18 protein-coding genes are annotated in these 25401 nt (G+C 68.4%); 1 reads left to right on the top strand and 17 read right to left on the bottom strand.

The window, feature by feature from the left end; all coding sequences use genetic code 11:
- Window positions 1-11: 11 nt before the first annotated feature.
- Complete coding sequence (locus AB4Y74_RS12985) at window positions 12-1364, bottom strand: putative T7SS-secreted protein (protein ID WP_441799472.1); 1353 nt, start codon at window positions 1362-1364, stop codon at window positions 12-14.
- Entirely contained in the window at window positions 1361-1648 is a 288-nt protein-coding gene (locus tag AB4Y74_RS12990; RefSeq protein WP_441799473.1) for a hypothetical protein, read from the bottom strand. The genes AB4Y74_RS12985 and AB4Y74_RS12990 overlap by 4 nt, the downstream gene beginning before the upstream one ends.
- Window positions 1649-1785: 137 nt before the next feature.
- Here AB4Y74_RS12990 and AB4Y74_RS12995 point away from each other — a divergent pair, with 137 nt between their 5' ends.
- Complete coding sequence (locus tag AB4Y74_RS12995) at window positions 1786-6300, top strand: FtsK/SpoIIIE domain-containing protein (protein ID WP_441799474.1); 4515 nt, start codon at window positions 1786-1788, stop codon at window positions 6298-6300.
- Window positions 6301-6435: 135 nt separating this feature from the next.
- Here the strand turns inward: AB4Y74_RS12995 and AB4Y74_RS13000 are convergent, their stop codons facing one another.
- The 15 genes from AB4Y74_RS13000 to rpoC form a co-directional block, all read right to left on the bottom strand.
- Window positions 6436-6930 carry a DUF6121 family protein gene (locus AB4Y74_RS13000; RefSeq protein ID WP_441799475.1) on the bottom strand — a complete coding sequence of 165 codons (495 nt, stop codon included), beginning with the start codon at window positions 6928-6930 and terminating at the stop codon, window positions 6436-6438.
- Between the two features lie 14 nt (window positions 6931-6944).
- A complete protein-coding gene (locus AB4Y74_RS13005; protein WP_441799476.1) occupies window positions 6945-8102 on the bottom strand; it encodes a hypothetical protein in 1158 nt (385 codons plus the stop codon).
- Window positions 8103-8191: 89 nt separating this feature from the next.
- The gene (locus AB4Y74_RS13010) at window positions 8192-8914 is read right to left on the bottom strand and encodes a hypothetical protein (protein WP_441799477.1); all 723 of its coding nucleotides are present in this window, start codon (window positions 8912-8914) and stop codon (window positions 8192-8194) included.
- A 1-nt stretch (window position 8915) separates the two neighbouring features.
- Window positions 8916-9659 carry a hypothetical protein gene (locus tag AB4Y74_RS13015; protein ID WP_441799478.1) on the bottom strand — a complete coding sequence of 248 codons (744 nt, stop codon included), beginning with the start codon at window positions 9657-9659 and terminating at the stop codon, window positions 8916-8918.
- Window positions 9656-10705: a type IV pilus assembly protein PilM gene (gene pilM / locus AB4Y74_RS13020; protein WP_441799479.1), complete on the bottom strand. Its 1050-nt coding sequence runs from the start codon at window positions 10703-10705 to the stop codon at window positions 9656-9658. The genes AB4Y74_RS13015 and pilM overlap by 4 nt, the downstream gene beginning before the upstream one ends.
- Window positions 10706-10737: 32 nt before the next feature.
- Window positions 10738-11583, bottom strand: coding sequence for a prepilin peptidase (locus AB4Y74_RS13025; protein WP_441799480.1), 846 nt, complete (start codon window positions 11581-11583; stop codon window positions 10738-10740).
- Window positions 11580-13484 carry a hypothetical protein gene (locus AB4Y74_RS13030; protein ID WP_441799481.1) on the bottom strand — a complete coding sequence of 635 codons (1905 nt, stop codon included), beginning with the start codon at window positions 13482-13484 and terminating at the stop codon, window positions 11580-11582. Before AB4Y74_RS13030 ends, AB4Y74_RS13025 begins: the two co-directional genes overlap by 4 nt.
- An 8-nt stretch (window positions 13485-13492) precedes the next feature.
- Complete coding sequence (locus tag AB4Y74_RS13035; protein ID WP_441799482.1) at window positions 13493-14164, bottom strand: PulJ/GspJ family protein; 672 nt, start codon at window positions 14162-14164, stop codon at window positions 13493-13495.
- Window positions 14161-15552, bottom strand: coding sequence for a prepilin-type N-terminal cleavage/methylation domain-containing protein (locus AB4Y74_RS13040; protein ID WP_441799483.1), 1392 nt, complete (start codon window positions 15550-15552; stop codon window positions 14161-14163). The genes AB4Y74_RS13035 and AB4Y74_RS13040 overlap by 4 nt, the downstream gene beginning before the upstream one ends.
- Window positions 15553-15666: 114 nt before the next feature.
- Entirely contained in the window at window positions 15667-16101 is a 435-nt protein-coding gene (locus AB4Y74_RS13045; RefSeq protein WP_441799484.1) for a type II secretion system protein, read from the bottom strand.
- 176 nt (window positions 16102-16277) lie between these two features.
- A complete protein-coding gene (locus tag AB4Y74_RS13050) occupies window positions 16278-17507 on the bottom strand; it encodes a type II secretion system F family protein (RefSeq protein ID WP_441799485.1) in 1230 nt (409 codons plus the stop codon).
- Window positions 17508-17509: 2 nt separating this feature from the next.
- On the bottom strand, window positions 17510-19189 hold the full coding sequence (locus tag AB4Y74_RS13055; protein WP_441799486.1) for a PilT/PilU family type 4a pilus ATPase: 1680 nt from the start codon (window positions 19187-19189) through the stop codon (window positions 17510-17512).
- 8 nt (window positions 19190-19197) lie between these two features.
- Window positions 19198-20862 (bottom strand): GspE/PulE family protein, encoded by a 1665-nt coding sequence (locus AB4Y74_RS13060; RefSeq protein ID WP_441799487.1) that lies wholly within the window; start codon window positions 20860-20862, stop codon window positions 19198-19200.
- Between the two features lie 251 nt (window positions 20863-21113).
- Window positions 21114-21338 carry a hypothetical protein gene (locus tag AB4Y74_RS13065; RefSeq protein WP_441799488.1) on the bottom strand — a complete coding sequence of 75 codons (225 nt, stop codon included), beginning with the start codon at window positions 21336-21338 and terminating at the stop codon, window positions 21114-21116.
- A gap of 158 nt (window positions 21339-21496) precedes the next feature.
- Complete coding sequence (gene rpoC, locus AB4Y74_RS13070; RefSeq protein ID WP_441799489.1) at window positions 21497-25372, bottom strand: DNA-directed RNA polymerase subunit beta'; 3876 nt, start codon at window positions 25370-25372, stop codon at window positions 21497-21499.
- Between the last annotated feature and the right edge of the window lie 29 nt (window positions 25373-25401).

The raw sequence follows: 25401 nt of genomic DNA on the forward strand, positions 1-25401 counted from the left end.
CGGTCCACCTCTCAGCCGTTGTGACTCTTGTAGGTCGGAACATACGTGTTCCCCTGGCCGATCGCGAATTTCTGCAGGTCGACGCTCGGCAGCTGCGGGAGGTCGGTGTGGTTGCGACCGCCGTCCAGCTTGTTGACGATGGAGTCGACCTTGCCGGGAGCGTTGACGAGCTCCACACCCTTGTTGATCAGCGCCGACCCCTGGTGGTAGGCCGCCACGACGGTCAAGGGATTCAGCTCCCGGGCCCCGAGGTCGTGCGAGACCGCGCGGACCACGTTCTGGTCGATGCCGAGCAGGGCGCGCATGGCCTTCGCCTTGTCCGCGCCGCTCGTGACCAGAGCCTTGTACGCCTCCCGCTGGGCCGCGCCGGATTCTCCCGCGGCCTTCCAGATGTTCAGGTCCTTGCCCGGGTTCTGGAACAGCTTGGTGGTCGCCGACTTCATCAGGCGCTTGCCCATCTGCATCTTGAGGATGGCGTTCGGGCTCGTGTGCACGCCACCGACCATCTTCGGCACTCGGGCCAGCCCCTTGATCCGCGCCGCCTTGCCCAGGAACGCGAAGATGCGGCCGCCGAAGACGCTGAGCACGACCGTGACGGCGGCGCCCAGGATGTCGAGGAACGAGCCCTCGCCGTTCGCGAACTTCACCACCGCGTCCACCAGCTTGATGATGGACGCGACGATCGCGATCACCGCGAGGACCTGCCCGAGCACGGGCACCCAGGCCAGGAAGATGGCGAGCACCCCGGCGATGTCGCCGATCGTGCTGATCACATCCATCACCTTGTCCCAGAAACCCGGGTTCTTGAGGCCGTTGTTGTGGTGGTCGACGACATCGACGATGGCGTCGACCGCCTTCTCGGCGGCACGGTTCTTCTTCTCGCGGGCGTCGTACCAGGCCTGGTGCGCTGCCTGGAGAGCCGCATTCGCATCCCGTGCCGCGTCGTCGGCCTTGTCCGCTGCCTTACCCGCGGTGGAGGCATCCTCGGGCTTCGCGCTCTGGGCCTCGGTGTGTGCGGTGGCAGCGGCGGTGTGCGCGGAGTCGGCCGCGCTCTTCTTCTGGTCGATGAGGGCGATGGCCCTGGTCGCGTCGTCCTGCGCCTCACGCAGCTCCGCGGCGTAGGTGATGAGCGCCGCAGCCGTCTTCGCGTAGCGGTCCTTGGCCTTGCCGATGTCGTCGGCGGTGTCCTTCGCCATCTCCTGCAGCTTGGAGACGGCCTGCGACTTGTAGCCGTCGACGTCATGGATCTTGTTCAGCTCCTTGACCGATCGCTGGATGGCCTCGCCGATGGACTGGTAGTGCCGGGCCTTCGACTCCAGCACGTCGGGGTCGCCGGTCAGCGGCTGGAACTCCTTGTCGCTCACTTCTTGTCCTCCAGCGCCTTGGCGAGGTCGCCATCCACCTTCACGAAGTTGTCTGCGACAGCGGCGATCACCTGCTGCACGTTCTTCACGTTCTCGGTCATGTCCTTGCGCTTCTCGTTCCACTTGTGCGCGAAGTCCCGGACGTGGTTGTGCAGGTCGTCGTGACCGGTGGCGTCCGCAACCGCGTCGCTGAAGTCGTCGGCGTTCTGGAACTCGCGCACGACGGCGTCGAGGTCGTCACGCAGCTGCACCAGTTCGTCCAGCTTGAGTACGAGATCGGACACTGTTCCTCCCCTGTCGGTCCACGATGCCCGGGTCCTCGGGCCATCCTGCCTTCAGCACCGTACCGGTGGTCCAGCGGGAGAGCGATGGGGAGCGGTCCCCATCCACACGTGTCGCAGGCAGTGGGTATGGTGCTGAAGTGCGACTGAAACTGACTCTCGCCCGCCCGTCCGGCAGCAGCGATGACATCGTCGTCACCGCGGACGCCGCGGCCAGCATCTCGGAGGTCGCGGCGACCATCGCGCGCATCGACCCGCGGCGCACCGGTCCGGTCGCCGCGCCCGGCGCGCTGACCCTGCGCGCGCAGTTGCCCGGACAGGCCGATCCGCTCATCTTGCCGCCGGATGCGCCGGTGGGTGAGGCGTGGATCGGCAGCGGCGCCACGGTGGCGCTGGCGGATGCCGGACTCCACTACGCACCGCCGGAGCTCGGCGACGTGCCCGTGGTGGCGACACTGCGCGTGCTGAACGGCACGCAGACCGGGACCGAGTTCCCGCTGCGCGCCGGCTCGACGGTTCTGGGCCGCGACGAGTCGTGCGACATCGTGCTGGAGGACCCGCTGGTGTCGAAGCGCCATGTGCGCTTCGAGGCGGGCGACGGCGTGGAGGTCGTCGACCTCGGCTCGGCCAACGGCGTCGTCGTCGACGGCGGTCTGGTGACACGGTTCACCGTCCGGCGCACCGAGACCCTGCTGCTCGGCGACACCGAGGTGGAGCTCGAGGTCAGGGCGGCCTCCGAGCTCCCTGCTGCGACGCCCACTGCCGGTCCGGTGTTCTTCAACCGATCGCCGCGCGTCGAGCGGCGCTACGCGGGCCAGGTCTTCCAGGCCCCCGAAGTGCCGGGCGAGAAGGACGACCCGCCCTTCCCGCTGCTCGCGATGATCACCCCGCTGCTCCTCGGTGGGGCGATGTTCGCCCTGACCCGCCAGCCGACCACGTTGCTGTTCGTGCTGCTCTCTCCGGTCATGCTGATCGGCAACTACATCAGCGGACGCACGCGCGGCAAGCGCAAGCTGAAGAAGCAGATCGCCGCCTTCGAGCAGCGACTCGAGGCGCTCTCGACCAAGCTCGAGCAGGAGCGTCGGACGGAGGTCGAACTGCGGAGGGCGGAGACCCCGACCACGGCCGATGCGCTGTCCGAGGCCGTCCGCCGCGGTCCCCTGCTCTGGACACGCCGGCCTGAGCACTGGTCGTTCCTCAACCTCCAACTCGGGCGCGGGACAATGCGCTCGCGCAACACCGTGCAGGCCGTCGACCGCGCAGAACTGATCGTCGAGTTCCAGGAGCGATTGGATGCGGTCGTCGCCGCCAACGAGCGCGTCGACGACGTGCCCGTGCTCGACAACCTGTACGAGTCGGGCGCGCTCGGCATCGCGGGGCCCGCCGATCTGATCGCCGGCTCCGTCAATTCGGTGCTGGTGCAGCTCACCTCCCTGCACTCCCCCGCGGAGCTCGCCGTCGCCGCCCTGGTCTCTCCGCGCTGGTCGCGAGAGCTCAGCTGGCTCAAGTGGATGCCGCACACCTCATCGCCGCACAGCCCACTGCCGGGCAGCCACCTCGCCGACAGCGCGTCCAGCGCAGCCGGCGTGCTGAGCGCGCTCGAAGGCCTGATCGAGGAACGGCTGGCCGACGCCCGGCGCGGACCGCAGCGCCGCGGCGCCATGGAGCAGGAGCGCGCCGCGCTGGAACGCGGAGCCGACGTTGGCCGCTCGCAGACGACCGACGGCACACCGTCTCCGGTGCCGGCGGTGGTGGTGGTCATCTCCGATGACGTCGCCGTCGACCGTGCCCGACTGGTGCAGCTCGCGGAGGCCGCGGCGGACGCCGGAGTCTTCCCGGTCTGGATCTCCGACGACGTCGCCGCCCTGCCGGCCGTGTGCCGCACGTTCCTGCAGCACACCGACCAGCCGCATCGCGCTCGCGCGGGCTTCGTGCGGCTCGGCGAGACGGTCGACGATGTCGTCACCGAGCCGGTCAGCGCCGCGACCGCCCTCGACTATGCGAAGCGGATGGCCCCCGTCATCGACGCCGGCGCGCTGGTCGCCGACGCGAGCGACCTGCCCCGGTCGATCTCCCTCGTGACGCTCCTCGGGCATGAGCTGGCCGAGTCCTCCAGCGCCGTGGTGGACCGCTGGCGGCAGAACGCGTCCATCCACGACCGCAGCTCGAGCGACCGGCCCGCGCGCCGCCGACCGGGCACACTGCGCGCGACGATCGGCTCCGCCGGTGTCGACGCCATGCACCTCGACCTGCGGACGCAGGGCCCGCACGCCCTCGTCGGCGGCACCACGGGAGCCGGAAAGAGCGAATTCCTGCAGGCGTGGGTGCTCGGGATGGCCGCCGAATACAGCCCCGACCGCGTCACCTTCCTCTTCGTCGACTACAAGGGCGGCTCCGCCTTCGCGGACTGCGTCAGCCTTCCGCACTGCGTGGGTCTGGTGACCGACCTCAGCCCGCACCTGGTCCGTCGTGCCCTCACCAGCCTCCGCGCCGAACTGCACCACCGCGAACACCTGCTGAACCGGAAGAAGGCGAAGGATCTGCTCGAGCTGGAGAAGCGCGGCGACCCGGACAGTCCTCCCGCTCTGGTGCTCGTGATCGACGAGTTCGCGGCCCTGGTCGGCGAGGTTCCGGAGTTCGTAGACGGCGTCGTCGACATCGCTCAGCGCGGCCGCTCCCTCGGCATCCACCTCATCATGGCGACGCAGCGTCCGGCCGGTGTCATCAAGGACAACCTGCGCGCCAACACCAACCTCCGCATCGCGCTGCGCATGGCCGACGAGTCGGACAGCCAGGATGTGGTGGGCGTTCCCGACGCCGGTCACTTCGATCCCGGGATCCCGGGCCGCGGGCTGGCGAAGACCGGACCCGGGCGCCTGGTGCGATTCCAGTCCGCCTACGGCGGCGGCTGGACCACCCGGGAGCCGGAGCGCGCGGGCGTCGAGGTCTCCGAGCTGCGCTTCGGCGGCGAAGTGCGCTGGGAGGAGGAGCGTCCGGCGGAGGAGCCGGAGCGCGACCTCGGCCCGACCGACCAGCAGCGCCTGGTCGCCTCGATCGTGCGCGCGCAAGCCGCCGCGCACATCCCGGCGCCACGTCGGCCGTGGCTCGACGAACTGGCGACGGCCTACGACTTGGGGCTGCTCCGGCAGCGGACCGACGCCGAACTCCTGCTCGGGGTGTCCGACATCCCGGACCGGCAGGAGCAACGACCGGTCTACTTCCAGCCGGACGTGGACGGCAACATCGCCGTCTACGGCACCGGCGGCTCGGGCAAGTCGACCGTGCTCCGCACGCTGGCGTCGGCCGCCGCGATCACACCCCGCGGCGGTCCCGTGCACGTCTACGGGCTCGACTTCGGGGCGGGCAGCCTGCGGATGCTGGAGAAGCTGCCGCACGTCGGCTCGGTCATCCCCGGCGACGACCCGGAGCGCATCATCCGGCTGTTCCGGATGCTCAAGGAGACACTGGAGGACCGCGGCCCGCGCTTCGCCGAGGCGAACGCCTCCAACATCACCGAGTACCGGTCGCTGACCGGCCGGACGGACGAGCCGCGCATCCTGCTGCTGGTGGACGGGTTCCCCGGCTTCCGCGAGGACTTCGAGATCCCGGCAGGACGGTCCCAGTGGTACGACGTCTTCCGCGACCTGCTCGCCGACGGCCGGCGCCTCGGGATGCACGTCGCGCTCACCGGGGACCGCGCGGGGGCCGTGCCGACCGCGATCAACTCACTGGTGCAACGGCGGGTGGTGCTCCGGCTGGCGGAGGACGGCTACGGGATGCTCGACGTGCCCAGCGACATCCTCTCGCCCGCCTCCCCTCCCGGACGCGCCATCGTCGACGGGTACGAGACGCAGGTGGCCGTGCTCGGCGGCTCGCGCGCCGTCGCCGACCAGTCGGAGGCCGTGCGCCGGCTCGCCGGGGCCATGGAGCGTGCGGGCATCCCGCACGCGCCGGTCGTCGGGTCGATGCCGAAGGAGCTGGCCCCGGAGTCGGTGCCCGACAGCGTCGGCGGCCTCCCGGTGCTGGGCATCGGAGACCTCGATCTGGGGCCGCTCGGCTTCGAACCGTCCGGCACGCTGCTCATCGCTGGGCCGCCCGCGAGCGGGCGCACCACCGCCCTCGCCGCGGTCGCGGACGCCGTCGCGCGTTTCGACACCGAGACGCGCCTCTACTACCTGGGAAGCGCGCGCTCTGCACTGTCCGCCTCGGGCCTCTGGACGGACCGGGCGCTCACTCCCGCGGACGCCGCCGAGCTGGCGAAAGACCTGGTGGCCGCCGTCGCCGACCCGGACACCGAGGGCCGGATCGCGGTGTTCGTCGAGAGCATCGGCGACTTCCTGCAGACCCCGGCGGACTCCGCCATCGTGGAGCTCGCCCGCGCCATCCGGCGGAGCGACCACCTGCTCGTCGCCGAGGCGGAGACGAGCGCGTGGGGCAGCTCCTGGCCGCTGCTCGGCGAGGTGAAGAACGGCCGCCGCGGGCTGCTTCTGCAGCCGGACTCCATCGAGGGCGACCTGCTGCTCAAGACGCCGCTGCCCCGGCTCAACCGGTCCGAGTTCCCTCCGGGGCGCGGGGTGTTCATCCAGAGGGGCAGCTTCACGAGGGTGCAGGTGCCCCTGGTGGATGCGTCCCTCCCGGCGCGCGTGCGGGTCTGAAGCGATCGAAGGAGAAGTGCGCCGGAATCTCCTTCGATGAGCAGTGCGGCAGGAGAATCGGACGGCTGGTGGCCGAATCTCCGACGCCGGCCGAGGGGGTTGGTGAGGGCCGAGGAGGCTGGTGAGGGGCGGGCGCTACTCCTCGTCGTCCCGCTCCCAGGGCCAGCGCGGCCGTCCGCGCTGGCGGAAGCGGCCGACCAGCACGAGCTGGTAGATCAGCGTGACGGCGAACGCGGCGAGGCCCGCCGTGATCGCCGGCCAGCCGACCAGCTGCGACAGGGCGAAAAGGAAGTAGTGCAGGGGGTCGCCGGGGTCCCCGATCGCGCCGGCGATGCCTCCGGCGGCGATGAAGACCGCGTAGCAGGCGACTCCGACGCCGAACGCGACACCCGGAGAGACACGCTGCCGGTCGCCGGGGACACGCGTTCCGAGCACGATCAGGAACACCAGGAGCATCAGCGCAGCCGCGATCACCATCGTCGGCCCGACCAGGGGACCGACCTGCGGATCGTTGACGACGTCACTGTCGGTCGCCAGCGAGATCAGCCCGAAGGCGCCCACGACGAGCGCGAGGTAGAGCATCGTCGCGAAGAACGCGACGACGGTGGCGTAGGCGCGCTCGTCACGCATCACTCACCCGCCGGTCAGTATCCCTGCTGCGTGTACGCCGAGGCGGCCTGGTTCTGGGCGTCGGCGACCTGCTGCTCGTAGTCGGCCTGAACCTCGGCGTTGCGCGCCTTCAGCTTGCGGCCGCGAGCTGCCAGCCACGCGCCGGTCCAGATCGAGATCTCCCGGGCGATGACGCCGGCGAGCACGGCGAACGGGTTCACCCACGCGCTGCGGAGCAGGATGGCGAACTCGTTCGACGTGCGGGTCCAGTACTGCGCGTCGATGAGGTTGGCGCCGATATACACGAGGTACACGAAGATCGCGACGAACAGGCCGCCGAGGATGTACGCCCACCAGCGCGACCGGTTGAGGATCTGGATGAGCACGACCATCCCGATGAAGAACGCTAGGACGGGCGCCCAGCCCCGGAGGCCGAACGCCACGCCACCGGTGAAGAACTCCAGCAGCGCCGGCAGGAACTCGTCGCTCGGTGTCAGCAGAGAGCCGACGATGAGCACGGCCGCAGCCCAGAGCACGGCGAACGCGACGGTACCGACGAGCGCGATGAGGATGCCGACGCCGCGGTTGCTCTTCTTCTTCGGCGGCTCGGGGCGCTGCAGGTAGATCGGGGTGACCGGCTGCGGGGCTGCCGCGGCGGCGCCGGCCACGACTCCCGTCGCACCGGCCGCGGTGGCCTCGCCCGCGGGAGCGGTCGCGTAGGCGGTGGTCGGGGCTTCGCCTGTCTGACGCAGGTTCGCGGCCTCGGCCGCGACGATGACGGGGGTGGCCGACTCGGCGGCCGACGCGGTGTCGACGGACGCGGAACCGGCGGCGGCTGCGCCCGGCGGCGTGCTGTTGCGTGCGACCGCGGCGGCGACGTCGTCATCGGTCGCGACGACGGGCTCCGGCTCGGCGATGGCGGAGGGACGCTGGGGCTCGGCGGGAACGGCAGCGGGAACGGCGGCCGGTGTCGCGCCTTCGTCGGCTGCCCCGTCGGCTGCCTCGTCGGCGGGCCGGTTGATGTGGCCGCGAGCAGAGACCGGCTCCGAGGGCGGCTCCACCACCTGCTGATCGGTGTCCTGCGGCTCTGCTGCGGCCGACTCCGCCGGGGCGGTCGCGGGGGCGACCTGGTCGGTGTCCGGCGCGGGCTCGTAGGTCGCGCGTTTCTGCGCAGACTCGGGCGTGTCGCTCATCCTGGCTCCTCCAGGGGCCCGGCGGGCCCGTTGCGCCCACTGTAGCAACGGGTCCGGCCGTGTCCAGGGAGGCGGGACCGGGGGTGGTGCTACTTCGCGGTGTTCACCTCCGAGGCCTTGTTGAGCACGTAGATGTATCCGCTGACCTTGCCGTCGAGCCCGACACCAGCGGACGCATTGTCGATGGTGAGGCCGTTGACGAGAAAGAGTCGCACACCCGTCTGCGCGGAGTGGACGAAGGCGACGATCTGGTCCACGGTTCCGCGCACCGTGACGCTGACAGGAACCAACGTGAAGTTGCTCGACGTGATGAGCGGGGAGTTCAGCGGCGGGGCCCCGACCACCTTCACGGGCGCCGGAGGGGGTGTCGGCGAGCTCGAGGGCGAAGGCGTCGGAGTGGAGGTCGCGGCGGGCGACGAGCCGGAGGCCGCTCCAGGGGCTGGGGCAGCCGCAGGCGCGACGGGTGTCGTGTAGGCCTGCCCGTCACTGGTCGTGACAGACACGATCGTCACCCCGTTTGCTGCGGCCATCGAGTTGATCTCATCGCCGAAGGCCGGCCACTCCTCGAGGGTCGGAACGGAGGTCTTGAGCGACGTCAGCTTTTTCTTCAGCGTCGCCAGGTTCTCGCTGTCCTTCTTCATCTTCGCCAGAACCGTCTGCTTGACGGCGTTGCCGCTCTGCACTTGAGCGGTCTGGGCGCCCGCTGCCGATGCCTGGTCGAGCTGCGGCTGAATGCCCACGATCCAGCCCAGCGTGGCGATGACGGCCATCACCAGCACCGAGCCGATGATCCACAATCTGGTCTTGTCCATGTCACTGGCCCTTCGTCTGGAAGCGCTTCGTGTACAGCGACTCGCTCAGGTGGATGGTCACGGTCGACGTGTAGACACCCGTCGCGTCGAGGTTGACCGTGCCCGGCACCGCGTCGACGACACCGTCCACCTTCAGCAGACCGCGTACCCAGGTGGGAACGTCGGGGAACGTTGCGCTCACGGCCTGGAACGTCACCGTCGCGATGCGCGGGCCCTGCAACGGGTCGGTGGACTGCTGATAATTCGCGATCGGAGTTGCGGAGTCGATGGTCATCTTCTTGAAGAGCATGGTCTTCGGCTCTGCCTTGCCGACTTCCGTGAGGAATTTCTGCCAGTCCACCTCCGTCGAAGCGCCGACCTGCTGCGCCGCGACAGCGATGTCGACCTGGTTCTGGACGTTCCGCACCTCGAGATACTTCTGCTGCTCGGCGAGCAGCTCATTGGCCTTGGCCTGTGCCGTCAGGAGCTGCGTCTGCGCTACGACGTCGTACCCGAACGCCGCACCGCTCGCGACGATCACGAACAGGAACACCGCGAGAACGCCCCACGTGAATCCGCGTCGCGTGCGCGCGTTCCGGCGTGACGAGCGCACCTCGGGTGGTAGCAGGTCGACACGCGGATCACCGCCGATGCGCAGGTCACCGACGTCATGCGGCGGAGGCGCGACGGGCGCCTTCTTCTTCTTCGACGGTTTCGCGTCCGGAGTCTCCGGTGGGTCGGACGGACGACGGATGCTGATGCTCATGCTGCGCTCCCCAGGGCGAGGCCGAGCGCTGCGGACAGCCCCGACCGGTTCTGCCGCAGCTGCGTCGCGTCCAGGTGACGCGACAGTGTGACGGCGTGGAAGGGGTCCCCCGGTGCGACGGGGATCCGGGTCATCTCGCTGAGGGCCTCGGCCATGCCGGGGAGCTGCGAGCCGCCGCCGGTGAGCAGGATGCTCTCGACGGGCGTCGTGGGGCGAGTGTTGACGAAGTAGCTGACCGTGTTGCGGAGGCTGTTGAGCAGCTCGCCGGTGATGCGGTAGACGATCTCGACCGCCTGCTGCTCCTGTTCCGAGTTCACCTGCTTCGCGAGCCCCGTTACGGCCTTGATCCGTTCCGCCTCCCCTGCCGAGACCTCGAGGCCCGACCGCAGGGCCTGGGTGAGTTCGGCCCCGCCCGCCGGGATGATGCGGACGAACTGGGGGACGCCGTCGGTCGCCACGACGACACTGGTCGTGTTCGCGCCGATGTCGACCAGGGCGACCGTGCCCCGGATGCCCGCCCGGGTGATCATGGCGCGGGTCAGGGCGAAGGGCAGCAGGTCGACGTCGACCGGCGTCAGGCCCGCGAGCTGGACGGCCTTGACGTTCCCGAGCACCGCCTCCTTGACCGCCGCGATCAGGAGGCCGTTGACGACCGGCCCGGTCTCCAGCATGCCCTCGGAGATCGGGTAGAAGTCGAGCAGCGCGTCGGCGACCGGGACAGGGAGCATGTCCTGCACCAGGAAGGGGAGGCTCTCGCGGATGCGCGTCTGCGACATGCGCGGAACGGTCAGGTCGCGGGCCAGCACACGCTGGTTGCCCATCCCGAGCACCACTTTCTTGCTCTTGAACCCGCCCTGCTGCCACAGCTGCCGGAGGCCGGCCGCAATGGTGTTGGGTTCGAGGACCTCGCCGCGCGAGGCGGCTCCCTCCGGGATGGGGACCGCGGCGTGCCGCAGCAGCGTGGGTTTCGGCTTGCCGGGGTCGGCGAGCTCCACCGCACGAATGGTCGTGCTTCCGATGTCGATACCGACGATGCTGGTGGCCATCCGATCCTCCTTCTGTCTTGTGTGTCTGTTGTCTAAGCGAGTCCGAGCAGGGCCAGGTAGGCGCTGCCGATCGTGGGTCCTGCGAGGATGCCGAGCCAGGCGCCAGCGAGCATCCACGGTCCGAACGGGATGCCGCTGCCGCGGCCGGCGCGGCGCGTGACGACAAGAACCAGGGCGAAGAGGCCGCCGAGCAGGAACGCGGCGAAAGCTCCGACGACGAGCGGCGCCCAGCCGAGATACCCCAGGAAGAGGCCGAGGGCGCCCGCGAGCTTGACGTCGCCGAAGCCCATCCCACCCGGGTACACGAGCGCGAGGATGAGATAGAAGACGTAGAGCGCCGCCGCCCCGATCACTGCTCGCAGCAGCGCCATCGGGTCGCCCGCAACCAGAGCGGCCGCTCCGAGCAGCACCAGCCCGACCACGTAGGAGGGCAGCACGATCGTGTTCGGCAGGCGATGCGTGTCCAGGTCGATCAGCGCGAGCGCGATGGTGATCGCGGTCAGGTACAGGAAGGCGACGAGCGTGAGGAGACCGGCGACGACCGCTCCGGTCCCACCAGCTGCGGGCGCCTGCGGTCCCGCCCAGAACCACCACGCGACGAGTGCGAACGCGCCCGCTGTGGCAGCTTCGACCAGCGGGTAGCGGATCGAGATCGCACTGCGGCATGTCCGGCACCGGCCGCGGAGCGCGAGCCAGGACACGACGGGGATGTTGTCGTACGGCTTGATCTCGGTGCCGCAGCTGCCGCAGGCGCTCGGCGGGGACACGATGGAGCGTCCGGCCGGCACGCGGTAGACGACCACATTGAGGAACGAGCCGATCAGCGCGCCGAACACGCCGGCACACACGACCGCGAAGGCGAAGAAGGCGGGAGTCATGACAGCGGCGCCCCGTCCGACCCGAAAGCGGTCTTGACCTCGATCTCGGTGTTGACGTCGTACGACGTCGTCCGCGGGGTCGGGAACTTCGGCGGTGGCGAGTTCAGCAGCCGGGTGTCGTAGCTGTACTTCTTCAAGAAGCCGCTGCGACTGCTTCCCGCGCCTCTTCCCACCGGACCACGGAATTCCTGCGCGATGGAGCCGGTGACGCACAGGTAGGCCTGCGAGTCGCCCGAATCGTAGTTGTGCACCTCGAAGCTGTGGTTGTTGGAGAGGATGGCGGCGTTGATCGTCCGCGCGCAGTTGCCGCTCGAGGCGGTCGCCTCGAACGTGAGGTACGGCTTGTTGCTGGAGCAGGCCGTCCCGCTGCTGTTCGGGTACGTGGTCGGGTTGGTGCAGACGATCGGGTTCCAGACCCAGACGGCGCCTGCGCCGACGAGGCCGAGGATGTCGTTTGCGGCGTCCTGGTAGACGAGCTTCCCCGTGATCCAGGCGAAGTGCTCGGCGGTGACGGTCATCGCGCTGTGCATGGTGCCCTCGACGAAGACATCGCCGGCACGGCAGTCGTAGGTGGCGATCGACGGCACGATCTCGTTGGCGACCGGGTATCCGATGCCGTTGCCGGCTGCCGCATTGTTGGTCCCGCCGACGCACTTGAAACCGTTCGCGTTCGGGGAGGCGGAGGACGACCAGTAGTTCGCATTCGTCACCCCGCTCGGCACCGCCTGCACGTAGGCGAGGTTGTTGTAGAGCTGGGAGCTCGGACCGATCGTGATGGTTTGACCGGTGGCCCCGGAAAGTGTTCCGGAGTTCTGACTCTCGGTCTTCGCCGGATCGCCCGGGGTGCCGCAGAAGGCCGGCGCCGTACCCGCTGTGGCGTTTCCGTTCGACAGCTCGGTTTTCTTCGTCCACGGCGACCGGACGGTCATGGAGGCCACCCCTCCCAACACCGAGTACGTGATCTTGGTGGGCCCGGTGTAAAGGCACCCCGGGCTCGGCACCTTCGTCGAGATGTCCGTGCGCACCTGGTCGAGTTGCGCCTGGGCCGGTGGCATCGTGATCTGCGCCGCGTTCACGGGAGCACCGGCGCTGAACGTCGGCGTCTGCGCTCCGCCCGAGCAGTTGTTCGCGGTGTACAGCTTGCCGGCAATGGGAGTCGGGTTCGCGCTCGTCACTCTCTGCTTGAACGTGCCACCGCAGATGTTGAGGGTGTCGTTGGAATGGACCTGGCCGTCGAACGTATCCCCGGCGATGAAGTTGATCAGGCAGCCGCTGTCCCGCGTCGCCGCCCAGGCGTAGGCGACGGTGCAGTCCACATCGTTCAGCGTCGGGTCGAGCTCTTCGTAATCGGTGAAGTAGACGTAGTTGGTGAAGCCGGTCTGCTTGATGTTGGCGACGACGCTTCGCGTGACCGTATCCACTCGCCCGGTGGCACGCAGATGCAGGATGCCGTTGCTCGCGTACTTGGAGTTGTCCACCTCGTACCGGAAGGAGGCGTTCGCCGCGAGACCGTCTGTCAGGGGCACGGACGCCCACCGGCCGCCTGCTGCCGTGGTGGTGACGTCGAAGGCGGGGTTGTCGCGGCTGCTGGGCGGAAGTGCGACGGATCCCTGCGAGCCGTTGGCGATGGTGAACGCCGAGGCCGGGTTGCCGTACTGCTGGTAACTCGGGTCGTTCGTGAGGCGCCCCTGGTAATCGGCGACTCCGGCGAAGGCGGCCGACATGGCCGCATCCCAGTCCGCGTCGTGGTTGGAGCGGACCAGGCCGGAGACCGAGAAGGTCATCGTCAGGGAGATCAGCAGCAGGAGGACGCTGGCGATGCCGACGACCATGGCGAGCGCCACGCCGCGTTCGCGCGAGGCGCGGACCATCGCCAGCCGGGAGCGCAGAAGAGTGAGCATTTCGATCCCTATCCGACGTTCGCCATGCCGATGGTGTTGGTGAGGGTCACCGCGTTGGCCGCACCGGTCGCCTGGATGGTGATGGTCACCTGGATGGACGCGATCGCGGCCTTCTGGGTGTCGCTGGTGATCGTCGCCGGGAGCAGTTCGGTTCCGGCCTTATTGAAGTAGCGGAACACGGTGGTGCTCGCCGGGATGGAGTTGCACAGGTTGCGCGTCGGGCGCGCAGTGCCGAAGTCCCAGTGGCCGTTCGCGCCGGGGGTGTTCGACGTCGCCGGGTACTGGGTCTCGGTGAGGATGCCCGTGCCGGTGAGGGCGTAGCTCACCATGACCGGGCTCTCGGCGCCGTTGAGGTTCACGTAGGCGTAGAACTGGAGCCCGGTCGCGGAGGCGGAGATGATCGCGGGAGCGTTGAGCGGGTTGCCGGGCGTGGGGGACGCCAGCGGATTCGGGGTCGCCGCGCGGATCATGCGCGCCACCTGGTTCATCCCGTTCGACGCCTGCCGGGTGCCCCCGTCGATGGACTGCGCGAGGCTGACGCTGTGCGTGCCCGCGACGAACATCCACACGCCCAGAGTCATCAGGAAACCGGTGAGCATGATCGCGATGAGGAGCTCGATGAGTGACAGCCCGGCCTCGCGGGAGCGCAGCATCCGTAGCAACCACACAGCGCGCATCATGGCTGCCTCGGATCGAGGGTGAACGTGTACGCGTCCGGGTACACAGGGCTACCGGCGGGGAGGGTGAGGTCGGTCTTCTTGACCTGGTTGGAAGCGCCCGGCGTGTCGGTCTTGTTGCTCATCGCGTACACCCGCCAGCTGCCGTAGGGCAGGGCGATGGTGGCCGCGTTGCCGGAGGACACCGGGAAAGCGAGCGACATCGGCTTCGTGCACCCCGGATCCCCCGTCGAGGCGGGCGCTGCGGTGCTGACGGCGACGATCCACTTGCTCGACGTCTTGACCGTCACCAGCGGCATGAGAACGGTCGTTCCCGAGCCGGGGGTGACTCCGACAGCCGGCTGCCGCTGCCCGACGTTGCCGGAAGCGTTGGGCGTCACCCACTGAGCAGGATCGACCGAGAGACAGGACGGCTGGGTCGCCGGCGTCTGCACGTACTGGCCGGCGAACACGTTGTACCCCGAGCCCCACGGGAACAGCGGAGCCGAAGCCGTTGTCACCAGCAGCAGGGTGCTGGGCGTCACCGCCGTGGAGTAGGGGTCACCCTGGGAGATGAAGGTCATCGGGAGGGACGTCGGAAACAGGGTTCCGAGCGGCGCGCCGGGAGACAGGGTCAGGAGGGGATTCGCCGCGGTGTCGTACTGCACGTCGAGCACCGACGACTGGCCGGCCGTGACGTTGGTCTGGAACGACGGAGCCTGCACCTGCTTGCTGCTGATGCGGCCGTCGCCCGCCTTGCCCACAGTGATGGCGTATGTGCCCGGGGCGACCTTCAGCACGTAGCTGCAGCCGTCAGCATCGGTGGGATCCGGTGCGGTGGGAACAGCGGCGGCGGTATTCGGTGAGACGGTGGTGTCGACCTTCGCCGCGATGGGCACGCCCGGGAGGGCGGATCCGGAGGCATCGGTCACGTGGACGATGATCGTGCCCGTGGTCGGATCGTTGATCGGGCCGGCGGGGGCGAGCAGTGTGCTGGCCTGGACCGGGGTGGTCGAGGGGTTCTTGCCGTCCCACGAGACGGAGACGTTCAGGGTCTTGTTCTGCAGGATGCTGGTTCCGCTCCCACAGTCGGAGGCGGCGCCGGCGCTGTTCACCCAGCCGACCTGCTTCGTGATCGTGTAGGTCGTTCCGTCGAGTGTCTGGGAGACGATGCCGCCGGTGACGTCGAAGATGTCGGTCGTCGCCCGGGCCACGTCGATCTGCTGCGCGGCGAGATTGGCCGCGACTTCACTGGAGCGGCTGTTGCGGGTGAGGGTCATCGAGAGCGTCAGCGAGTAGGCGACGATGACGGAGATGATCGCGAAGACCATCATGGCGACGAGGACCTCGATGAGGGTGAACCCGCGGTCGCGGGACTCGTTGTCGTGGAAGAGGGTGTTGAGGCGGTTCACGGGGGTTCACCTCCCTGGGTCGGGTCCGGGGGTGGATGGTGGATCAAGGGCCGCTGGAGAGCGGAAGCGGGGCGCCGCTGGGAAGCGACGCCCCGCTGTCAGGAGCGGATCCTGTTAGCAGATGCCGGTCGTGGCACCGTTGGTCTGGTCGATGTGGAACGTCGTTCCAGTGCTGCTGACCTCCTGGACGCAGAAGGCAGTCGACGTTGCGCCCGTCTTGAAGGTCGGCGCGGTGTTACCCGGGCTCAGGGTGTAGCCGTAGTTGGCGAGCCCTGTGCCGGTCACCGCGTCGAAGGTCGGGAGGGTGGCCGAGGAGCCCTTGTCGGTGTAGTACGCGACGACGGCGGTCTTGGCGTTGGCGAGGTCGGACTTGACACTCGCGTCCTTCGCGTTGTTCTGGACTCCGATGTAGATCGGGATGGCGATGGCGGCGAGGATGCCGATGATGATGACCACCACGAGGAGTTCGATCAGGGTGAAGCCCTTCTCGTCCTCTTCGAGCAGCCCCTGGCGGCGAGCGTTCAGCTTGCCCATGAGACGGAAGTACATTGCAGTGTCCAATCGGTCGGGTGGAGGTGGTGCGGCTGGAGCGGATGCGAGTACCGCTTCCGGGATGACCATATTTCCCAGCGGTTTTGGAGAAATATCCCCCGTCAGAGGGGTTTTCAGGGCTTTCCCGACCCCAGTGCGGGGGCGTTTTGCCGCCCCTGGCCCCCGGCGGAGGGTCAGCCTCCGACGGCCGACGCGATGCTGAAGATGGGCAGGTAGAGGGCGACGACCATGCCGCCGATGACCACGCCGAGGAAGGCGATCATGAGCGGTTCGATGAGGGCTGTGAGCTGCTCGGTGGTGGCCTCCACCTCCTGCTCGTAGAAGTCGGCGACCTTGTCGAGCATGGTCTCGAGGGACCCGGCATCCTCGCCCACGGCGATCATCTGCGTGACCATGGAGGGGAAGACCTTCTGACGGCCCAGCGGGGTGGCTATCGCCTCACCCTGTCTGACGCCCTCAGCGACCTCCTCCAGGGCTTTCTCGAGCACGTAGTTGCCGCTGGTCTCCCCCACGATCCGCAGGGCCTGCAGGATCGGTACACCGGCGCTGATCATGTTGGCGAAGTTGCGGCTGAACCGGGCGATCGCGATGCGCTTCATCAGCGACCCGAAGACAGGCATCCGGAGCTTGAACGGATCCAGTCGCTTGCGGACCCCTTCGTCGTTCTTGTGCTTGGGCCACCAGAAAGCGAACACGATGCCCAGGACGGCGACCACCGGCACGACGAACACCATGGCGTGCGAGAGCTGGACGAGCACCAGCGTCGGGAGCGGCAACTGCTTGCCCAGGCCGGCGAACATCTTCTCGAAGATCGGCACGACGAACAGCAGCATGGCCGTGACGCCGACGATCGTCATGCAGAACACGATCACCGGATAGGTCAGGGCGGACTTGATCGCGGAGCGGAGCTTGACCTCCTTCTCGAAGTTCTCGGCCACCGCCTCCAGCGCGCCGTCGAGGAAACCGCCGGTCTCGCCAGCCTTGACCATGTTGATCATGAGCGGCGGGAAGACGTCTGCGTGTCTTCGCATGGCGTCGGAGACGGCGACGCCGCTCTCCACCTGGTCGCGGACGTCGGACAGCACGGCGTTGAACTTCTTGTTCGAGGTCTGCTCGGCGATGATGTTGAGGGTCCGGAGGAGCGACAGGCCCGCCCCGATCATCGTCGCCATCTGGCGGCTGGTCACGGCGAGCTCTTTGAGCTTCACCCCCGAGCCCGCGGACAGCTTGATCTCCCGATTCAGGCCCGTTCCCTCGCCCGCCTCCGCGATGGAGACCGGCGACAGGCCCATGGTCCGCAGACGAGAGGCGACGGCGGCTTCGCTTGTCGCATCCACCCGGCCCTTGACGATCTTGCCCTCGGCGTTCCGGCCCCGGTACGCGTAGGCGGTGCTCGTGCTCACGATCAGCCCACCGTTCCTGAGTAGCTGTCGCCGAAGTCGGGACCGCTCGCGGCGATCGCCATAGCCGAAGCCTCGGTCGGCGACTCGATGCGCTGGATGAGGCGGGTGATGCCCTCCTTGTCGTGCGCCTTCTCCATCGCGGACCGGCGGGTGATCACGCCGGCGTTGACGAGCTCGGCCAGGTGCTGATCCATCGTGCGCATCCCCGAATCCCGACCCGCCTGCATCATGGAGGGGATCTGATAGGTCTTGCCCTCGCGGATGACGTTGGCGATGGCCGGGTTCATCATGAGGATCTCGGTCGCGACCACCCGGCCCTTTCCGCTCGCGCGCTTGATCAGGGTCTGCGAGACGACGCCCTGGAGGGTGCCGGCCAGCTGCGCCCGCACCTGATCCTGCTGGTGCGGCGGGAAGACGTCGATCACGCGGTCGATGGTCTGCGGCGCATCCTGGGTGTGCAGGGTGGCGAAGACGAGGTGGCCGGTCTCCGCCGCGGTGAGGGCGACCGAGATCGTCTCCAGGTCGCGGAGCTCGCCGATGAGGATCACGTCGGGGTCCTGACGGAGCACGTGCTTGAGCGCGTTGTTGAAGCTGTGGGTGTCGAACCCGACCTCGCGCTGGTTGACGATCGACTTCTTGTGCACGTGCATGAACTCGATCGGGTCTTCGACCGTCACGATGTGGTCCGAGCGGGTGCTGTTCACGAGGTCGATGAGCGCCGCCAGCGTGGTCGACTTGCCCGAACCGGTGGGGCCGGTGACCAGCACCAGGCCGCGCGGCAGCTGCGCGAACTGGCCGACAGTCTCCGGTACGCCGAGCGCATCCAGCTGCTTGATCTCGGTCGGGATGAGACGGAACGCGCCGCCGTACGAACCGCGCTGCTGGTACAGGTTCACGCGGAACCGGGAGTTCGCCGAGATGGTGAACGCGAAGTCGAGCTCGTGTTCCCGCTCGAACTGCTGCAGCTGGCGCTCGGTGAGCAGGCTGGTGAGCGCGCTGCGGGTGCGCTCGTGGTTCCATGGCTCAGTGCTCGCCGCCGCGCGGAGCCCGCCGTCGACGCGGACCATCGGCGGGGCGCCGACCGTGATGTGCAGGTCGGAGGCCCGCTGGTAGACCACCTCGTGGAGGGCCAGCACCAGATCCTTGTCCGCCTTCTCGAGCGCCTCACGCTCGGGATCGGTGAGGCTCTCGTCGAACTCGGGGATCGTCGGGTGGTGGACTTCCTGTGTTTCGGGCACCGGCGCCGCGGCACGGCGACCGGCGGGGATCAGACGGGTCACGGGGGCAGTCGGCGCGCCCGGCTGCGGCGATGAAGCCGGGTGGTCGAGCGACCAGACCAGGGTGGCGGGCTCGGGCTCAGGGGCGACGAACGGCTCCGGATCGGCGTACGTGACCGGCTCGGGCAGAGCCGACTCGGGCGCCGAGTACGCCACCGGCTCGGGCAGCGCCGGCGCCGGCACCGGCGCCGCATACGAAACCGGCTCCGGCAGCACCGACTCGGGTGCCGCATACGAAACCGGCTCGGCGCCCACCGGCGGCCCCCACTGGGGCGGCGCACTCAGCGGCACACCAGGGCCGGGCGTCCACCCGCCGGCGCTCGCGCCGGGCGGGGTCACCGGGATCTCGTACACCGGCTTGTCCACCGGCGGCGGGAAGCCACCCCAGCTCTCGTCGTTCGTCATGTGCCCTCCTAGGCGACAACTCTCAGGATCTCGTCGACGGATGTCAGACCGCGCTTGGCTTTCTCCCAGCCGTCCTCGCGCAGGGTCAGCATCCCCTGCTCGCGGGCAGCCCGGCCGATCTCGGCACTGGAGGCGCGCTCGACGGCGAGGCGCTCGATCTCCTCCGTCACCGCCATGACCTCGTGCACCGCGATGCGGCCGCGGTAGCCGGTGTTCGAGCACGCGGGGCAGCCGACCGGGACGAACAGCTGCGGCGGCGCCTCATCCACGGGGATGGCGAAGCGTAGGCGGCGCAGGTCGTCGGCGACGAAGGTGCCCGGCTGCTTGCAGCGGTCGCAGAGACGCCGCGCAAGCCGCTGGGCGACGACGCAGTCGAGGGCGGAACCGACCAGGAAGGGCTCGATGTCCATCTCGGTCAGGCGTGTCACCGCGCTCGGGGCGTCGTTGGTGTGCAGCGTCGAGAGCACGAGGTGCCCGGTGAGCGACGCCTCGATCGCGATCTGCGCGGTCTCGTGGTCGCGGATCTCACCGAGCAGCACCACATCCGGGTCGGAGCGCAGGATGCTGCGCAGCGCGCTCGCGAACGTCAGCCCCGCCTTCGGGTTCACCTGCACCTGGTTGATGCCCGGCATGCGGTACTCGACCGGATCCTCGACCGTGATCACGTTGATCTCCGGCCGGGCGACGGCGTTCAGCGTCGTGTAGAGGGTGGTCGACTTGCCGGAGCCGGTCGGACCGGTGACCAGGATCATCCCGTACGGCTTCGAATACGCCTCGCGGTAGGTCTCGAAGTTGCGCTCCAGCAGATTCAGGTCTTTCAGCGTCATCCCCGTGTTGGTGTTGTCGAGGATTCGCATGACGACCTTCTCGCCCCAGACCGTCGGAAGGGTCGCGACGCGGAGGTCGATCTGGCGGCCGCCGTGAACCACCGACATGCGGCCGTCCTGCGGCTTGCGGCGCTCGGCGATGTCGATGTCCGACATGATCTTCAGCCGGGAGATGACGCCGTTCTGGATGCTCTTGGGCGCCGACTGCATGGCGTGGAGCACGCCGTCGATGCGATAGCGCACCCGGACGTCGTGCTCGGCCGGCTCGATGTGGATGTCCGAGGCGTGGTCCTGGATGGCCTGGCTCACCAGCAGGTTCACGAATCGGACGATCGGTGCGTCGTCGTCGGTCGACTCGGCGACCGACGCCTCCTCGCTGGCGGCCTTCTCCTCCTCCAGCGTCGAAGTCAGGTCGCTCAGCTCGTCGTCGGCGCGGATGTACCGGTCGATCGCGGCCCGCAGGTCCGTCTCCTCGGCGACAGCGGCCGCAACGGTGAGCCGGGAGGCGGCACGCACGTCGTCGATGGCGAACACGTTGCCCGGGTCGGCCATCGCCAGGACGATCATGCCGTCGACGGTGCCGATCGGGAGGACCGTGTGGCGACGGCAGATCGCGCCGGGGATCAGCGCGACGGCCGCGCGGTCGACGGGGTAGTCGGTCAGTTCGACGAACGGGATGCCGGCCTGGGCCGCTCGCGCTCGCGCCAACTGCGCGGACGTGATTGCGCCGCGCGTGATCAGTTCGCGCACGACGGACTCGTCCGCCGCCGGCTCGGTCTCCACTCGGTCGAGGTATTCGATCGGGAGGTGGCCGTGCAGGATGAGGATCTCGGTCATGGACGCCACGGGGACCTCCTCGGTGATACGGCTGCCGACGGGTCGGGTGAACGGCAGGTCCGACCGGGCAGAGGCGAGAGCTCCCTGGACGGCTGGGCGTAGTCACCCTATTCAGCAGCCGGAACAGGGCAACAGACCCGCGAGAGGGTGCCACACCGGTGGGGGGCACCCGGGTGCGGGTCGTGCATCCATCGTCCAATGGATGCCGCGGCCGGCCCAGAGCGCCGACGCTCCTTAATGCCGTCGAAGCCCCGGGAGCGTCAGCGCAGCTTGCCGCGGCGGCTCGCGAGGAAGATCAGCAGCAGGGCCACGACGGCGCAGCCCATGGTCGTCAGCCAGTACGGCAGAGTCACGGCGACGTGGCCGGAGGCGGCCTGCGCGATCCCCACGACGAAGCTCACGACGGCGGCGACCAGCAGCACGCCCGCGAAGCCGACCATCGCGCGGCCGGCCGTGTCCGTGTACTCGAGGAGCTGTCGCCACATGCGTCCATTCTCCCAGACCGCCACCCTGAGATTTGCGCCAAATCGTCGTTATGGGCCGGCCATAACCACGAATTGACGCAAATCTGAAGGACATCGGAGCCCGGGAACGACGAAGGCCCCCGGCTCATGCCGGGGGCCTTCGTCGTGCGGGTACCTGCTTAGTTGTAGGTGCCCGGGGTGTAGTCGTCCGAGCTGAAGCTGTCGAAGTCGACGAAGCTCAGGTCGCTCTCGTTGAACGAGGAGTCGTCAGCGAAGATGCGGTTGGGGTACCGCTCCGCCTTGGCCTCCTCAGTCGCCTCGACGGAGACGTTCCGGTAGCGCTGCAGGCCGGTACCAGCCGGGATGAGCTTACCGATGATGACGTTCTCCTTGAGACCGATCAGCGGGTCGGACTTGCCCTCCATGGCCGCCTGCGTCAGGACGCGGGTGGTCTCCTGGAAGGACGCGGCCGACAGCCACGACTCGGTCGCCAGCGAGGCCTTGGTGATACCCATGACCTCCTGACGGGCGGAGGCCGTCTTCTTGCCCTCCTGCAGGTGCGCGCGGTTGATCTCGTTGTACTTCGACCGGTCGACGAGCTCACCCGGCAGCAGGTCGGTGTCGCCGTGATCGACGACGGTGACCTTGCGGAGCATCTGACGGACGATGACCTCGATGTGCTTGTCGTGGATCGGCACACCCTGCGAGCGGTAGACGCCCTGCACGCCGCCCACCAGGTGCTTCTGCACCTCGCGGACACCCTTGACGCGCAGAACCTCCTTCGGGTCGACCGTGCCGACGATCAGCTGCTGGCCGAGCTCGACGCGCTGTCCGTCCTCCACCAGGAGGGTCGAACGCTTCAGCACCGGGTACACGTGCGGCTCGTCGCCGCTGTCCGGGGTCAGGATGACCTTGCGGGACTTGTCCGTGTCCTCGATGGTGATGCGGCCGGCAGCCTCGGCGATCGGGGACGCACCCTTGGGGGTACGTGCCTCGAACAGCTCCTGGACGCGTGGCAGACCCTGGGTGATGTCGTCCGCGGACGCGGAACCACCCGTGTGGAACGTACGCATCGTGAGCTGCGTTCCGGGCTCACCGATCGACTGGGCGGCGATGATGCCGACCGCCTCGCCGATGTCCACCAGCTTGCCGGTCGCGAGCGAACGGCCGTAGCAGGCGGCGCAGACGCCAACCGCCGACTCGCAGGTCAGCACGGAGCGGACCTTGATGTCGGTGACGCCGGCGGCGACCAGCTTGTCGATGAGCACGTCGCCCACGTCCTCGCCCGCCTTCGCGACCACGGAGCCGTCCGAACCGACCGCCTCAGCGGCCAGGGTACGGGCGAACACCGAGTTCTCGACGTTCGGGTCGCGGGTGAGGGTGCCGTCCGCACCGACCGTGGCGATCGGCAGGTCGAGACCCTTGGTCGTGCCGCAGTCGTCCTCACGGATGATGACATCCTGCGAGACGTCCACCAGACGACGGGTCAGGTACCCCGAGTCGGCCGTACGGAGGGCCGTGTCGGCCAGACCCTTACGGGCACCGTGCGTCGCGATGAAGTACTCCGCCACCGACAGCCCCTCGCGGTACGAGGAGATGATCGGGCGCGGGATGATCTCGCCCTTCGGGTTGTTCACCAGACCACGCATACCGGCGATGTTGCGGACCTGCAGCCAGTTACCACGGGCACCGGACGTCACCATGCGGTTGATGGTGTTGTCCTCCGGGAAGTTGGCGCGCATGGCCTCGGCGACCTCGTTGGTTGCCTCGGTCCAGATCTTCACCAGCTCCTGGCGGCGCTCGAGGTCGGTCGTGAGACCCTTCTCGAATTCCGAGGTGATCTTGGCGGCCTTCTTCTCGTAACCGGCCACGATCTGCGCCTTGTTCGGCGGAGTCAGGATGTCGCTCAGCGACACCGTGACGCCCGAGCGGGTGCCCCAGTAGAAGCCGGCGTCCTTGATCCGGTCGAGCGCCGCGGCGACCTCCACCTTCGGGTACCGCTCGGCGAGGGCGTTCACGATCGACGAGATCGTGCCCTTGTCGGCGACCTCCTCCACGTAGGGGTAGTCCGCCGGGAGCGTCTCGTTGAAGAGGGCGCGACCCAGCGTGGTCTCCACGATGGCGGTGGTCGGCTCGGCACCGGTGTCGGCTGCGTCGGACGGAACGTAGTCGGTCAGACGGATCTTGACCTTGGCGTTCAGGTGCAGCGTGCCCTGGTCCTTCGCGAGGATCGCCTCGGAGACCGAGGAGAACGCGCGACCCTCGCCCACAGCGCCCTCGCGGACGGTGGTGAGGTGGTGCAGACCGATGATCATGTCCTGCGAGGGCAGGGTGACCGGGCGGCCGTCGGACGGCTTCAGGATGTTGTTCGAGGCGAGCATCAGGATGCGAGCCTCGGCCTGTGCCTCCACCGACAGCGGAAGGTGAACGGCCATCTGGTCGCCGTCGAAGTCCGCGTTGAACGCGGCGCAGACGAGCGGGTGGAGCTGGATGGCCTTGCCCTCGACGAGCTGCGGTTCGAACGCCTGGATGCCCAGACGGTGCAGCGTGGGCGCACGGTTCAGCAGCACGGGGCGCTCGCGGATGATCTCCTCGAGCACATCCCACACCTGCGGGCGCGAACGCTCCACCATCCGCTTCGCGGCCTTGATGTTCTGAGCGTGGCTCAGGTCGATCAGGCGCTTGATGACGAACGGCTTGAACAGCTCCAGCGCCATCTGCTTGGGCAGACCGCACTGGTGCAGCTTGAGCTGCGGACCCACGATGATGACCGAACGACCGGAGTAGTCGACGCGCTTTCCGAGCAGGTTCTGACGGAAACGACCCTGCTTACCCTTCAGCATGTCGCTGAGGGACTTGAGGGCGCGGTTGCCGGTACCCGTCACGGGACGGCCGCGGCGGCCGTTGTCGAACAGCGCGTCGACGGCCTCCTGCAGCATGCGCTTCTCGTTGTTCACGATGATCTCGGGAGCACCGAGGTCGAGCAGACGACGCAGACGGTTGTTGCGGTTGATCACACGGCGGTACAGGTCGTTCAGGTCGCTGGTGGCGAAGCGGCCACCGTCGAGCTGGACCATCGGGCGCAGCTCCGGCGGGATCACCGGAACGACGTCGAGGACCATCGCGGCCGGCGAGTTGCCGGTCGCCAGGAACGACGAGACGACGCGGAGTCGCTTGATCGCACGGATCTTCTTCTGGCCCTTGCCGTTGGCGATCTGCTCGCGGAGCAGCTCGGCCTCGGCGGCCAGGTCGAAGGCCAGCAGGCGACGCTTGATCGCCTCGGCGCCCATGTAGGCCTCGAAGTAGAGGCCGTAGCGGTCGAGGAGCTCGTTGAAGTCCGCGTCCTCGGGCTTGAGGTCGCCGATCTTGAGGGTGCGGAACGACTCCCACACGCGCTCGAGGCGGGCGATGTCCTCGTCGAAGGACTTACGGAGCTGTCCCATCTCCTTCTCGGCGGTGTCCTTGACGCGACGCTTCTGGTCGGCCTTGGCACCCTCCTCCTCCAGTGCGGCGAGGTCGGTCTCGAGGCGCTGCAGACGCTCGGCGACGCGGGCGTCGCGCTGGTCGGACAGCGTCTTGATCTCGAGCCGGAGCTCGTTCTCGAGGCCGGGGAGGTCGGCGTGACGGCCGTCCTCATCCACGGAGATCACCATGTAGGCGGCGAAGTAGATGACCTTCTCGAGGTCCTTCGGCGCCATGTCGAGGAGGTAGCCGAGACGGCTCGGCACACCCTTGAAGTACCAGATGTGCGTGACCGGAGCGGCGAGCTCGATGTGGCCCATGCGCTCACGACGGACGGAGGACTTGGTGACCTCCACGCCGCAGCGCTCGCAGACGATGCCCTTGAACCGGACGCGCTTGTACTTGCCGCACGAGCACTCCCAGTCACGGGACGGTCCGAAGATCTGCTCTCCGAACAGGCCGTCCTTCTCGGGCTTCAGGGTCCGGTAGTTGATCGTCTCCGGCTTCTTGACCTCGCCGTAGCTCCAGCGACGGATGTCGTCGGCGGTGGCCAGGCCGATACGCAGCTCGTCAAAAGTTGTTGACTCGAGCAATGTTCCTACTCTCTACAAAAAGTTTCGTC

It is taken from the genome of Leifsonia sp. RAF41, from assembly GCF_052114085.1.
Classification (GTDB): domain Bacteria; phylum Actinomycetota; class Actinomycetes; order Actinomycetales; family Microbacteriaceae; genus Leifsonia.